The following is a 12,283-nucleotide window of genomic DNA, read 5'->3' as shown; positions in this document are numbered from 1 at the left end:
CGAAATAACGCAACTTCAAAACGAACAAGTAGCGCCGCAACATTTTTCGCGCGGCGCGATCACAATCCATCTACATAAAAGCATCAGGAGCAACAAACTATGATTCGCGTTGGTATCGTCGGAGTCGGTTTCATGGGTTGGATTCACTATCTGGCCTACCAAAAAGTTCGTTCGATGAAACTGGCCGCCGTCAGCTCGCGCGATCCAAAACGCTTGAAGGGTGACTGGCGCGGCATCAAAGGGAACTTCGGGCCGCCCGGCGCCAAGATCGACCTGAGCGGCGTTGCTACTTACACAACCTACGAAGAGATGCTGGCCGACGATTCGATCGATATGGTCGATCTCTGTTTGCCCCCGGCGATTCATGCCGACTTCACCATCAAAGCATTTGAAGCAGGCAAGCACGTCCTGGTCGAAAAGCCGATCGCCGTATCGGTCGCCGACGCCAAACGCATGGTCAAAGCGTCCCAGAAGAGCGGCAAGCTGCTGCTGACCGCCCATTCGCTGCCGTTCTTCCCCGAGTACAATTTCGCACTCAAAGCGGCTCGCAGCGGACAGTATGGCAAACTGCTCGGCGGCAGCTTCAAGCGGACCATCTCGGATCCAACTTGGGTCGACGGTTTTTGGGACGCTGACAAAGTGGGCGGCCCGATGGTCGACCTGCAGATCCATGATTCGCATTGGATTCGCTTGCTCTTCGGCATGCCAACGGCCGTGACCAGCCAAGGACGCATGCGGGGCGACGTGGTTGAATACGTCAGCTCGCAGTTCGAGTTCGCCGACACCAGCTTGGTTGTCAACCTCAACGCCGGCGTGATCGATCAGCCGAGCCGCTCGTTCGCACATGGCTTCGAGATTCACTTTGAAGGAGCGACGCTGCTGTTCGACTTCTGCGTGATCGACGACAAGCCAGTTCTCTCAATGCCGCTGACCGTCATCCCGAAAAAAGGAAAATCAAAGCAGCCCAAATTAGCCGGTGGCGATCCGGTCGAAGCGTTCATTGCCGAAATGAAAGAAGCAGCCGCTTCGATCGAGTCAGGTACGCCGTCCGACATCCTCTCTGGAGAAACCGCCGCCGATGCGTTGGTCCTGTGTCACAAGCAGACCGAAGCGGTGGTTAAAGGGCGGAAGGTGAAGATCTAACGGCAACTATAAAACGGGCGCTATGGCCACAGCGTTGCGTGGCCATAAATGCGCGTGAGCTTAAAGTTGCCCGCGACCTATCTCGTAGAGTGGGGGCTGCAAACCGGCTGCCGCCCACCATCCCCAAAAGTCAAATTCAGATTGCGTAACCCACCAGCAGCGCGTTGGTCAAAGTCACGCGGTGGGTTGCGCAAACGAGTGCAATTGATTTGAATGGTTAAATCAATCGCGTTTGCTCCACCCGCCCTACGCGCTACCCTATGGCCCTCTCACCCCCGGCAGGCCGCTTCGATCGCCGCGACATCGATCTTGGTCATCTGCATCATTGCGTTGAACGCGCGTTGGGCGACCTCGGGATCAGGATCGGCGATTGCTTCGGTTAGCACGGTCGGCGTGATCTGCCATGACAGGCCCCATTTGTCTTTGCACCAACCGCAAGCACTCTCTTGGCCGCCGTTGCCTACGATCGCGTTCCAATAGCGATCAGTTTCGGCTTGGTCAGCGGTGGCGACCTGGAACGATACGGCCTCACTATGTTTGAAGGTCGGGCCGCCGTTAAGGCCGATGCAGGGAATGCCCATCAGGGTGAACCGAACGGTGAGCACGTCCCCTTTTTTTCCAGACGGAAAATCGCCGGGCGCATGGTTCACCGCTCCGACCGATGTATCGGGAAACGTCGCCGCGTAAAACTGCGCCGCCTCCAAAGCGTCGCCGTCGTACCAAAGGAAAAGCGTGTTCTTCGCGTGCTCAGCCATGGGATGTTTCTCTGTTACGAAGTCGGGCTTTGTTCGGTGCGGTGGTAGCAAAAATCACTTTCGCGCCACTGCTGTTCCATGATAAGCTCGGTTGGGGGAACCGACTAGCAGCGCTCATGCAAGCAATGCTGTGAGTTTTGAAGTTGCGCTATGTCGGCTAAATAAGCATGAGTCGAGGCCAAGTCACAGCTGATGGGTGAAAACGCGGCTTCAATCCCTGGACGACTCCCTAAATTTTCCGACCGTGTCCCGCCGCGATTTATCCGTGGCTTTGCTGCGTTCGATTCTTGTTGGGCCGACTAACGCAACTTCAAATCGTCGGAGCAGGCCCAGCTTTTCCCAGCGACAATCTTCGACTTTCCCAAGATTTTGTGGGAAAACCAGCTGTGGGCGGCATCTTGTTTATAAAACTTGTCGGAGCAGTATCTTGTCGGATTCCTTGGGAGAGCAACCAGATCGCCAAGCGGGCATCGCTCGCCAGCTTGCGCTATTGCTTGATCAGTACGCCGGCGCGTTAGTGCTCTACGCTCAGCAACTTTGTCCCGATCCCGAGGACGCCGTGCAATGTGCGTTTGTGAAACTGACCCAACAGTCGACGTTTCCTACCGATTGCGTCGCTTGGCTTTACCGGGTCGTCCGGAATGAAGCGCTGATGCAAAGTCGCGGCGAACGGCGTCGCCGTGATCGTGAACAAACTTTCGCTGCGCTGCGTGTTCCTTGGTTTGAGTCAGCGTCGTCAGGCGACATCAGTGCCGCGGCCGCGACCGACGCGCTATCGCGCTTGCCCCAATCCCAACGCGAGATCGTCATCGCGCGGATCTGGGGCGGACTGACCTTTCGCGAGATCGCGCAGCTCCTTTCGCTGTCGCAGTCGTCCATTCATCGAGAATATCAGCAAGCCCTTGAAATCTTGCAGGCAGAATTGAGCCAACCATGTCCCAATCGCAACCATCCGAAAACCTAAATCCCTTTGAAGCTCGGCTGGCGGAACTGGCGCCGCGCTTGGTCCAAGTCGATCGCGATCAGATCTTGTTCGATGCCGGCCGTCGGTCGGCCCAGCGCGCGCATCGCCGATTGACGCAGCGCTGGTGCGCGGCCTGTGTCGTCTTGGCTTGCATGGTTGGGGGGCAATGGATCTGGCTCGCGGATCGCGCTAAACAAAGCGAGACGCCGGTGATCGCGGATCGATTGCCCTCTGCCGAAGTTCCCGTCAACGCTCCGGCGGCTACTAAATCAGCAACAGACATCGACGCGCCGCTCCATACCACGCCTTTTGCTGACGAATCAACTCTCGCCGCTACCACCGCTGCTCAACCCGATCAAAAGCCATCGCTGTGGACTCAACTCTTTCCACTGCCGACAACCGATCATGCAGCGCCAGCTGTGGCGCAAGAATTATCGGTCGGCTCTTCCGTTCAGGGAACGTTGGCCCAAGCCTACTTGCCCCCGAAGCCTGGCCGTATGCGGTCTCAAGGCCAAACTCCACTGTTGTTGATGCGTCAGACATGGTCGCAAGAATGACACTTCTTGATGCTGTAACTTTGCCATTTCGTCTCGCTCAAGGATCTCTTCGGATGTCGCACCGCAACTTCAACCTTCGCAACTGGCTGTTGCCGACGCTGGCAATCGCGCTGGTGATCGGCACCCAAACGCCGACGACGATGGCGCAGTTTGTGAAGTACAACCACGGCGCCAATTCGGACGTTGTCTATACGTTCGCCATCAGCGCCAAGTCTCCGCAACCGCCGATCATGCAGCATCGGCTTTACCCTGCTTACTCGGAGCAGTTCCCTGGCAACGCGGCGCCGTTGTATCACCGTGCGATTTTGATGATCAGCCAGATGTCGGCCAATCTTGAGGAACCGCAAGAGTATTGGGAACGCATCGATGATTGGCGAGTCCTGCCGTTAGACGAACTGCCGATCACGGAGGTCGAAAAGGTGATCAACTCGCATGCAGGTTCACTGCAAGAAGCCTCGTACGCTGCTCGGCGAACGTATTGCGATTGGGGGCTGCCGATTCGAGAGCATGGATCCGATATTTTCAGCGTGATGTTGCCAGAGATTCAAGAGATGCGCACCGTTGCGCGGCTGCTGGCGCTGCGGATTCGACTGCGTCTGGCGCAAGGGCGATTGGACGAGGCGATCGCCGATCTGCAAACCGGCTATGCGATGGCCCGGCATGTCGGCAATCGCGATTTTATCGTCAACGCACTGGTCGGCGCCGCCATCGGATCAATGATGCACGAACAATTGTTGACGGCGATCTCGGTCGATTCGACTCCCAATCTCTATTGGTCGATTGTCAATCAGCCAACTCCGTTGATTGAGATTCGCAATGCGCTCGACGTCGAGCGCAATAGTATTGTCACGATTTTGCCCGAGCTAACCGAGGCAGAAAGTGAAACCGGCGATCGCGCTTACTGGGATCGAAAACTGACCAGTGTGATTACCAGGATTGAAGAACTGCAAGGGAATCCTCCCAGCCAAACGCCAACGCAATGGGAAGTAGTCGCTCATCGTGCCGTGATCTTTAGTCAGGTCGCCCGAGTGAAACAAGAGCTGGTCGAGCAGATGGGTTACGACCAAGCCTTGGTCGATACGATGCCCGGCAGTCGCGCGCTGCTTTTGTATTCGCTGAATGACTTCCAGCGTTTGCGCGACGAGTATTTCGCACCGCTCGGGCTGCCATACCATCAAGCCCAAAAGTTTTATCCCCCCAAAGATCGATTTTCACCCGGCGTCACCAGTGGCGATCCGCTTGGAATCGCCAAGCTGTTTTTGCCTGCGGTCGTTCATTTTCAAGAAAGCTCTGCGCGCGAAACGCGTTGGTCAGGCATGCTGCAAACGCTGGAAGCAATTCGCGACTATGCGGCCCACCATGGCAAGCTGCCAGAGACGCTTGCTCAAGTCGATCGCTTGCCGTTCCCCCCCAATCCCTTCGACAATCAACCGTTGGATTATCACTGGCAAGCCGACAAACCGCTCACCGCGACGCTGGTAGGCGCTTCGGCGGTTATGTCGCTCCGTTTTCAAATCACCCTGCGAACTCCGTAATGGAACTTGGCGCCGCCATCCCATCCAACCAAGGAACTCTTCTCATGCAAACTCGATCTCTCGTCACGGCCACATTCGCCGCTCTACTGCTGAGCGGAGGCTCGCTCTCTGCTCAAGAGGATATCGGCGCCCAATTTATTCCGCCTCAGGCAGCGGTCGCCGTCGTGATCCAACCCAATGCGATCTACAGCAGCCCGCTGCTGCAAATGGTTCCTTGGGAAATCATCTCGTTTAAAGCGCACGAGTTTAGCGGCGTTGAAGTGCAAAATATCGAGTCAGCGCTGCTGATCGCCTCTCCGCCAGGCGTTGACGGCAAGCCCGAGATCGCGGTGGTGGTCAAGCTGGCCAAAGCGGTCGATCTCAACGACCTCTTTCCCCCGCTCCGTGAAGCTGGTGAGCTGAAACTGCAGCCCTGGAACGGCGGCGACAAGCAATATCTCCAAGGGTCGCCAGAGCTGATGTTTGATGTTTATCCCGTCGACGAACAGACGCTGCTATTGGCGATGCCGCGCGCTTTGCAGGCAATGTTGGCCCAACAGGCAAAGCCTGTCGACAGCCCGCTGGCCCAGCTGGTGCGCAGCGACTATCAACCGGCCGAAGCCCAGGCCTTTCTCGTCGTGAAGCCAATACGCGAGCTATCGCAGTTCCTGCTTTCCGATCCTCAGCTGGTTGACTTTCCCGGCCTGAAAGAATTGCCGCAGCAACTTTCGCATGCACAATTGATTGGCGATCTCGATCTAGAACGGGGAGGTCTGACGTTGAAGCTAACCGCCGCCAACGCCAGCGAAGCCGAACGATTAGAGGCAACCGTGCAAGGCCTGTTAGAATCGGCGGCGAAGCTGGCCCACCGCTTCATGCAGCCAACCGCCCCAGAGAGCGCCGAAGGCAAGGCCATCTTGCAATCTTCAGAGCGAATCGTGAGGACGCTTCGCACCGCGCTAGCGCCAGCACGCACCGACAATCAGGTCATCGTGACCACGGTCGGCAAGCCTGAGACGTCACCACAGGTTGTACTGGCCAGCGGCTCGGCATTCTTGTTGCCGGTGATCGCCGCCGCCCAGGCCAACTCGTATCGCGCGCGGTCGATGAATAATTTGAAACATATCATCCTGGGGATGCACAACTATCATGACAATTACAAAAAGATGCCGAGCGATTCGTACGACGCCAACGGCAAGCCGCTCCTCTCGTGGCGCGTTCACATCCTGCCGTTCATCGAGCAAGCGGCGCTCTACGATCAATTTCACCTGGATGAACCATGGGATAGTGAGCACAACCGCAAACTGAGCGCGATCATGCCGGCTCAATACACGACGCCTGCGGATGAACAGTTGGCCGCTCAAGGAAAGACTCGCTTTCAGCGCCCACTCGGCGAAGGGCTACCGGCAAGCATCGCCGGAGATCTCACATTTCGGGATCTGACCGATGGCACCTCCAACACGTTGGCCGTTGTCGAAACGCCGCCAACTGACGCGTTGCTCTGGACCAAGCCCGGCGATTTCAAAGTAGACCTCACAGCGCCCACTCAATCCTTTCTACCCGGCGAAACCCCAGGCTTCATGGCGTCCCGCTACGACGGCAGCACGCAGTACTTTCAGAGAAAGTTGCTCACCGATGAACAACTGAAAGGCCTGCTGACGCACGCCGGCGGAGAAGTGGTCAACTATTAAAAATCGATGGGGGCAAAGAGTGGGCCTGAGCGTCATTGGATTTAGTGCCCAGCCAGTTTGGTGTGGACGCCATGGCCACGAGCTTGCGTGGCCATGAATGCGGTCCGACAATACGAGCAACAAGGACCATAGGAGCTATTCTCGCCGAAACAATTTACAATCAACCGCGAAGCTCACGCACAAGCATCGTCGCGTCTGTCCGTGACAGCGCCGCCCCGGCTACCGTCATCAACCAGCAGATCCATGTCGCGAATCAAATCGGTCTCGAAGTTTCTGCTGGCGGCTTTGATGATCGCGGCCGGGACGATGCACTTTGTGAATCCCGGCTTCTTCCTGAAAATCATGCCCCCTTACCTGCCGCTGCACGCCGAGTTGGTGATGCTCAGCGGCGCGTTTGAAATCGGACTGGGCATCCTGTTGTTGGTCCCCGCTTGGTCGCGCTGGGCGGCGTGGGGGATCTTCGCCTTGTTGATCGCCGTCTTTCCGGCCAATATCTATCTGTACCAACATCAAGAAATCGTGCCGGCGTCACCGCTCGTGCACCTGCTAAGACTGCTGCTACAAGGCGTTTTCCTGCTCTGGGCCTATTGGCATACAAGACCCACCGAACCAGGACCTTCGACGCGACTCTCTCAGGATCGAAGCGCTTGAAAACGCTTGAAGAACAAATCAACAAGGGTGAACCCGGTATCGATTTGATCCTCGAGTGGACGAAATCGGCGACTAACCACTTTGAGATTCTTCTCCCCTCCGCGTAGTGCGATCAGTTGGTGCGCAACCCGCCGAGCCCATCCGACAATTCACGTACACGCGATTGCGCTGCGATTATCAGGCAGAGTAAGACAACGTCGAAGCCGTGATCGTCCATCCTGATTCGGTTAACTGTATTAGGTAAGTGCCCACCGCACCGTGAGGGCTGGGGCCGTAATAGAACCGAACAACCGCACGCTTCCCATCGCGACTAAAGCCTGCTCGCCAGAACTGCACCAAGCATTTCGCATCGGTCAGCCCCTGCTCTGCTTTCAAATCGAAGAGACCATCATACGACTCAATTTTGCCCTGGACGCACAACCTGCTCATCATGAGCCGCCGCCGCATGGCGCTCGCATGTTGTTGCTAAAGCAATCCAGCCGGTTCTGCACAAACTGGTTGGACCACTCGGGTGGGCGATGGGGTGGGGTTAGGCAAAGGTGAGCAGTCGCCGCCGAAGCTGGCTGTGCCATAAGTTGGGTGAAGCGTGAGCAGGATTGAGATTCAATACCTTGCATCTTAGGGCCCTAACGAGTACAGTTAAGCTTCGCGGCTGAGATTTAATCTCAATACCAGCAAGCCCCCACCAACGATCATGATGCCACTCGATATGCTTCCGATCGGCCAGTCGGCCGAGATCGCCGAAGTTCTGGGAGACCTGAACGACGTCAAACGCTTGGCCGAGATGGGGTTGCGCGCTGGCGTGGTCGTCCAGGCTGTCCAGCAAGGGAGTCCTTGCATCATTCGTGTGGATGGGGCGACCCTCTGTTTTCGTGAGTGCGATCACCTGCAAGTTTTTGTTCAACCGATCGCTTCCCTCGCATGAAGACGCTGTCCGCCGTAAAAGTGGGAGATCGGGTCACGGTCGATTCGATCCAGGGTGACGATGATATCTCGGTTCGCCTGCTCGAGATGGGGTTAGTGCCGGGGGTCGAGCTAACGATCGTCGGTTATGCTCCGCTGGGCGATCCCATCGAGATCGAGCTGATCGGGTATCGGCTGTCGCTGCGAAAGACCGAAGCGTCGCGCGTTCTGCTTACCGATTAATTTTCCTCCGCTAGTCCCGCCTGATTTCTATGTCGCTTGAGCAGCAGACCCAGCCAATCGCCATCGCGTTGATTGGCAATCCGAACACCGGCAAGTCGACGCTGTTTAACGCGCTGTCCGGCGTTCGGCAGCGGACCGGCAACTATCCCGGCGTCACGGTCGAAAAGAAGCATGGGACGTTTCGCGTTGGTGAGAAGGCGATCGAACTGATCGACTTGCCTGGCTCGTACAGTTTAGCGCCGCGCTCGCCGGACGAGATGGTGGCCGTCGACGTGCTGCTGGGACGTTTGCCGGCCGAACGCAAGCCGCAAGCGGTGTTGGTGATCTTGGACGCCGGCAACCTAGAGCGGAATCTGTACATCTTGAGCCAAGTGCTGGAACTGCGTCTGCCGACAATCGTAGCGCTCAACATGATTGACGTTGCTCATGACAAAGGGGTGACTGTCGATGTGCCGCTGCTGGCGCAGCGTCTGGGCGTGCCGGTATTGGAAACCCGGGCAAATCACGGCGCCGGTGTGCAACCACTGCGTGCAGCGCTCGCCAATATTGAAGAGCTGGCTCCGCCTGAATACGTCAGCCCCTTTCCGCCCGCATTTCGGGAAGAAGTCGCCGCGCTGCAAAGCAAGCTGGTTGCACGCGAGGTCTCGACTCCCCGCTATTTGGTCGAGCGTTTACTGCTCGACACGAGCGGGTATCTCGAAACCGAGTTAAAGCTAGGAGGTGACAATTTTCACCAACACATTGAAGAGGCCCGAGCACGCCTGAAAGAATCAGGCGTTCCGGTTCCTGCGGTCGAAGCGATGTCGCGTTATGCGTGGGTGCGTGAAACGCTGGCCGGCGTTGTGCAGCGCAAGCCGGTTGCGCCGCCGCTATCGGATCGAATCGATCGGATCATGACGCACCCGATATTGGGGACCTGCTTTTTTGCGATCTTGATGCTGACAGTCTTTACCGCGGTCTTTAGTGAATACATCGCCGGCGTCCCGATGGCCGGGATTGAATGGGTGTTTGAAACGATCGGCGGACTAGTCGGCGACAGCATGGCGGAGGGCCCGTTTCGCTCGTTGTTGGTGGACGGCGTCATCGCTGGCGTCGGCGGCGTGCTTGTCTTTTTGCCGCAAATCTGCATCTTGTTCTTCTTTATTGCGATCCTGGAAGACTGCGGGTACATGGCTCGCGCTGCGTACCTGATGGACCGTTTGTTCTCCAACGTTGGTCTGAGCGGCAAGTCGTTTATTCCGCTGTTGTCGTCATTCGCGTGTGCGATCCCCGGCGTGATGGCGACCCGCGTGATCGAAAACCGTCGTGATCGCTTGACGACGATGATGATCGCGCCGCTGATGAGCTGCGCAGCGCGGATCCCGGTGTATGTGGTGATGATCGCGGCGTTTGTGCCGCAGTATTCCTTTGCCGGCGGCTTGCTCAACTCGCAGGCATTGACCTTTGCTGGGATGTACCTGGTGGGGATTGTGGCGGCGGTGTTTGTGGCGCTGATTTTGAAAAAGACGTTGCTGCGCGGCGCGACTCCCCCGTTTGTCATGGAGTTGCCGTCGTACAAGTGGCCGTCGCTGACGACCGTGGGGATGCGGGTTGTCGAAAAAGGGTGGTCGTTCATTTATCGCGCTGGCACGTTGATCTTCGCCGCGAGCGTGCTGGTGTGGGCCGCCGCCTACTATCCGCACGATGATTCCGTCATCGCGCCGTGGGCGCCGCGTTTGGCCGAAGTGGAAGCAGAACTAGCCGAGACGACCGATGAAGCGAGAGTCGAGGCGCTGCGGTCCGAGCAGAGTGATCTAGAGCATCACATCGCCGGCGCCCATCTCCGCAACAGCTATCTAGGCCGCGCGGGACAGTGGATCGAACCGGCTGTTCGCCCCTTAGGGTGGGATTGGCGAATCGGCTGTGCGACGATCGCGTCATTTCCGGCACGCGAAGTGATCATCGGCACCCTGGGAGTGATCTACGACTTGGGCGGAGAGGAAGAGGCCGATTCGGTCCCGCTACGCGAGAAACTGCAAGCCGCAACTTGGGATGGAACCGATCGTCCAGTCTTCAATCTGCCGGTCGCTTTGTCAGTAATGGTGTTTTTCGCCCTTTGCGCCCAGTGTGCAGCCACCTTAGCGGTGATCAAACGCGAAACCAACTCTTGGCGATGGCCGATCTTCACATTTGTTTACATGACGGTATTGGCGTACTGTGGCGCCTTTATTGTCTACCGAGTCGCGGCTTTTCTTACCGCTACGCCAATAATCTCCGTATAATGGGGTTGTCCTCATGTCCCATTCTACAAGGCGCTAGCATGTCAGGCATCTTACAGAACGTCGGCGTTTTGCTGTTCATCGCCGGCAGCGGGCTCTACATCGGGATCTTGATGTGGCGCACGGTGCGTGAAGAGAAGAAAGGCTGCGGCAGTAGTTGCGGCGGGTGTTCATCCCGATCCAGCACGCCGCATGTCGGCACAACCCTGATTCAGCTCGACGCCAAGATCGTCGAGCCGAAAAGTTAGTTGCTGCAAAGTTGAACTAGCAAAGCCGAACTAGCTAAATAAATCGGCGATTGGTTGTCCGCCATCGGTGATCGGCACAGGGCGATCGCCGGCGTACAATTCTTCGTGCGGGTTGATACCGAGCGTTTGATAGATCGTCGCAAATAGATCCGGCACCGAAACCTTGCGATCGAGCGCTTTCATCGCGAGTTCGTCGGTCTCGCCAATCGCTTTGCCGGTTTGCAGTCCGCCGCCAGCCAGGACGACCGTGAAGGCGCCGCCGTGGTGACCACGCCCGCCGCCGCCGTCAAACTGGGCAGGGCGTCCGAACTCGGACGAGATGACGATCAACGTCTTATCGAGCAGTTGCTTTTCTTTCAGGTCGGTCACCAAGGTCGAGATCGCACCGTCCAGCTCTTGAATCAGCAAGTGCTGATTCAGTTGACCTTCGTTATGCGTGTCCCAGCCGGTGCCGTTGACGAAATTGAGGTTGTGAGAGACCTCGATAAAACGAACACCGCGTTCGATCAGGCGGCGCGACAGCAAGCAGCGTTGACCGAACTCGCCTCCATACTTGTTTCGTAGATCGTCGGGCTCGTTCTTCAGGTCAAACGCTTTCATGAACTCAGGGCCAGAGAGCCGTAGCGCAGCTTGACCTGCTTCGGCGTAATCTTCAATCAGCTGCTTTTCTTCGGCTTTGCTTAGGTAACGATCGCGGAGCTTGCCCAGCACATTCTCGCGCCGCTCAGCTCGTTGGTCCGAGATATGCGGCATGCGAGCCAGGCCGTTGGGGCCTTGCGCGGTGTCCGTCAGATAGACATAGCCAGCGCCGGCGCCCAGAAAACCGGGACCGCGAGTCACGTTAGGGTATCCGATCAAAATGTAAGCCGGCGCAATGTCACTGGCCGCGCCGCGTTGATAGGCGACTGCCGAACCGATTGACGGATAGACGATCGTGCCTGAGGTATTGCGACCGGTATGCATGCGATTGGTCGCCGCCGCATGCTCGTCGATCACATCATGATGAACGGTGCGAATCGGATTGAAGTGTTCCATCAGCGGCGCACAGCGCTTTAGGTGCTCGCAAACCTTCAGCCCCGGGACAGCCGTATCGATCGAGTCGTAGTAGCTGCCAGCCTTTTTTAACTTGGCGTCACCTTTGGCCTTTGGATCCCACGTATCAATCTGGGCGGCGCCGCCGCCGAGCCAGACCATGATGCAATGCTCGGCTTTGCCCATCGGCACTACCGGCTGTTTATCGTGGGCTTCTTCTGCGAATAGCGGCACGCCGCTGGCCATCGCCATCGCTCCGGCCGCAGCGGCCGATTGCTTCAAGAAGGAGCGACGATCGGTATGAGTATGGGACATCGGGGTAAG

The 12,283-nt window shown here is 57.3% G+C and carries 13 protein-coding genes; 10 read left to right on the top strand and 3 right to left on the bottom strand.

What is annotated here, in order from left to right; genetic code table 11:
• The first annotated feature begins 99 nt into the window (after window positions 1-99).
• Window positions 100-1,143: a Gfo/Idh/MocA family protein gene (locus SH421x_RS24810; protein WP_488852707.1), complete on the top strand. Its 1,044-nt coding sequence runs from the start codon at window positions 100-102 to the stop codon at window positions 1,141-1,143.
• A 269-nt stretch (window positions 1,144-1,412) separates the two neighbouring features.
• On the opposite strand, the gene SH421x_RS24805 is transcribed toward SH421x_RS24810, so the two are convergent.
• Window positions 1,413-1,898 (bottom strand): VOC family protein, encoded by a 486-nt coding sequence (locus tag SH421x_RS24805; protein WP_488852706.1) that lies wholly within the window; start codon window positions 1,896-1,898, stop codon window positions 1,413-1,415.
• Window positions 1,899-2,325: 427 nt separating this feature from the next.
• Between SH421x_RS24805 and SH421x_RS24800 the strand changes: the two genes are divergently transcribed.
• The 5 genes from SH421x_RS24800 to SH421x_RS24780 all read left to right on the top strand — a co-directional run bounded on the left by SH421x_RS24800 (window position 2,326) and on the right by SH421x_RS24780 (window position 7,275).
• Window positions 2,326-2,862, top strand: coding sequence for an RNA polymerase sigma factor (locus SH421x_RS24800; RefSeq protein ID WP_488852705.1), 537 nt, complete (start codon window positions 2,326-2,328; stop codon window positions 2,860-2,862).
• Window positions 2,832-3,419 (top strand): hypothetical protein, encoded by a 588-nt coding sequence (locus SH421x_RS24795; RefSeq protein ID WP_488852704.1) that lies wholly within the window; start codon window positions 2,832-2,834, stop codon window positions 3,417-3,419. Before SH421x_RS24800 ends, SH421x_RS24795 begins: the two co-directional genes overlap by 31 nt.
• 53 nt (window positions 3,420-3,472) lie before the next feature.
• On the top strand, window positions 3,473-4,954 hold the full coding sequence (locus SH421x_RS24790) for a hypothetical protein (protein ID WP_488852703.1): 1,482 nt from the start codon (window positions 3,473-3,475) through the stop codon (window positions 4,952-4,954).
• Window positions 4,955-4,998: 44 nt separating this feature from the next.
• Window positions 4,999-6,624, top strand: a complete 1,626-nt coding sequence (locus SH421x_RS24785) for a DUF1559 family PulG-like putative transporter (protein ID WP_488852702.1) — start codon at window positions 4,999-5,001, stop codon at window positions 6,622-6,624.
• Window positions 6,625-6,867: 243 nt separating this feature from the next.
• The gene (locus SH421x_RS24780) at window positions 6,868-7,275 is read left to right on the top strand and encodes a DoxX family protein (RefSeq protein WP_488852701.1); all 408 of its coding nucleotides are present in this window, start codon (window positions 6,868-6,870) and stop codon (window positions 7,273-7,275) included.
• Between the two features lie 177 nt (window positions 7,276-7,452).
• Here SH421x_RS24780 and SH421x_RS24775 read toward each other — a convergent pair whose 3' ends face one another.
• Window positions 7,453-7,707, bottom strand: coding sequence for a hypothetical protein (locus SH421x_RS24775; protein ID WP_488852700.1), 255 nt, complete (start codon window positions 7,705-7,707; stop codon window positions 7,453-7,455).
• Window positions 7,708-7,969: 262 nt separating this feature from the next.
• Here SH421x_RS24775 and SH421x_RS24770 point away from each other — a divergent pair, with 262 nt between their 5' ends.
• The 4 genes from SH421x_RS24770 to SH421x_RS24755 are packed head-to-tail and all read left to right on the top strand — an operon-like array spanning window position 7,970 to window position 10,927.
• Entirely contained in the window at window positions 7,970-8,200 is a 231-nt protein-coding gene (locus SH421x_RS24770; RefSeq protein WP_488852699.1) for a FeoA family protein, read from the top strand.
• Window positions 8,197-8,421: a FeoA family protein gene (locus SH421x_RS24765; RefSeq protein WP_488852698.1), complete on the top strand. Its 225-nt coding sequence runs from the start codon at window positions 8,197-8,199 to the stop codon at window positions 8,419-8,421. Before SH421x_RS24770 ends, SH421x_RS24765 begins: the two co-directional genes overlap by 4 nt.
• A 29-nt stretch (window positions 8,422-8,450) precedes the next feature.
• Window positions 8,451-10,682 carry a ferrous iron transport protein B gene (gene feoB / locus SH421x_RS24760; protein WP_488852697.1) on the top strand — a complete coding sequence of 744 codons (2,232 nt, stop codon included), beginning with the start codon at window positions 8,451-8,453 and terminating at the stop codon, window positions 10,680-10,682.
• Window positions 10,683-10,720: 38 nt separating this feature from the next.
• Window positions 10,721-10,927 carry a FeoB-associated Cys-rich membrane protein gene (locus SH421x_RS24755; RefSeq protein ID WP_488852696.1) on the top strand — a complete coding sequence of 69 codons (207 nt, stop codon included), beginning with the start codon at window positions 10,721-10,723 and terminating at the stop codon, window positions 10,925-10,927.
• Between the two features lie 30 nt (window positions 10,928-10,957).
• Here the strand turns inward: SH421x_RS24755 and SH421x_RS24750 are convergent, their stop codons facing one another.
• On the bottom strand, window positions 10,958-12,274 hold the full coding sequence (locus tag SH421x_RS24750) for a DUF1501 domain-containing protein (RefSeq protein ID WP_488852695.1): 1,317 nt from the start codon (window positions 12,272-12,274) through the stop codon (window positions 10,958-10,960).
• Window positions 12,275-12,283: the final 9 nt, after the last annotated feature.

The organism is Blastopirellula sp. SH421, from assembly GCF_057808535.1.
Note: the sequence above shows the minus strand (reverse complement) of the source record. Positions and strands in the feature narration are given on the sequence as shown.

What these genes read in the sequence shown, in the direction of transcription:
- feoB (WP_488852697.1), top strand. Translation starts at nt 8,451, where the DNA reads ATGTCGCTTGAGCAGCAGACCCAGCCAATCGCCATCGCGTTGATTGGC.
- SH421x_RS24765 (WP_488852698.1), top strand. Translation starts at nt 8,197, where the DNA reads ATGAAGACGCTGTCCGCCGTAAAAGTGGGAGATCGGGTCACGGTCGAT.
- SH421x_RS24810 (WP_488852707.1), top strand. Translation starts at nt 100, where the DNA reads ATGATTCGCGTTGGTATCGTCGGAGTCGGTTTCATGGGTTGGATTCAC.
- SH421x_RS24755 (WP_488852696.1), top strand. Translation starts at nt 10,721, where the DNA reads ATGTCAGGCATCTTACAGAACGTCGGCGTTTTGCTGTTCATCGCCGGC.
- SH421x_RS24805 (WP_488852706.1), bottom strand. Translation starts at nt 1,898, where the DNA reads ATGGCTGAGCACGCGAAGAACACGCTTTTCCTTTGGTACGACGGCGAC.
- SH421x_RS24795 (WP_488852704.1), top strand. Translation starts at nt 2,832, where the DNA reads ATGTCCCAATCGCAACCATCCGAAAACCTAAATCCCTTTGAAGCTCGG.
- SH421x_RS24775 (WP_488852700.1), bottom strand. Translation starts at nt 7,707, where the DNA reads ATGATGAGCAGGTTGTGCGTCCAGGGCAAAATTGAGTCGTATGATGGT.
- SH421x_RS24790 (WP_488852703.1), top strand. Translation starts at nt 3,473, where the DNA reads ATGTCGCACCGCAACTTCAACCTTCGCAACTGGCTGTTGCCGACGCTG.
- SH421x_RS24770 (WP_488852699.1), top strand. Translation starts at nt 7,970, where the DNA reads ATGATGCCACTCGATATGCTTCCGATCGGCCAGTCGGCCGAGATCGCC.
- SH421x_RS24750 (WP_488852695.1), bottom strand. Translation starts at nt 12,274, where the DNA reads ATGTCCCATACTCATACCGATCGTCGCTCCTTCTTGAAGCAATCGGCC.
- SH421x_RS24785 (WP_488852702.1), top strand. Translation starts at nt 4,999, where the DNA reads ATGCAAACTCGATCTCTCGTCACGGCCACATTCGCCGCTCTACTGCTG.
- SH421x_RS24780 (WP_488852701.1), top strand. Translation starts at nt 6,868, where the DNA reads ATGTCGCGAATCAAATCGGTCTCGAAGTTTCTGCTGGCGGCTTTGATG.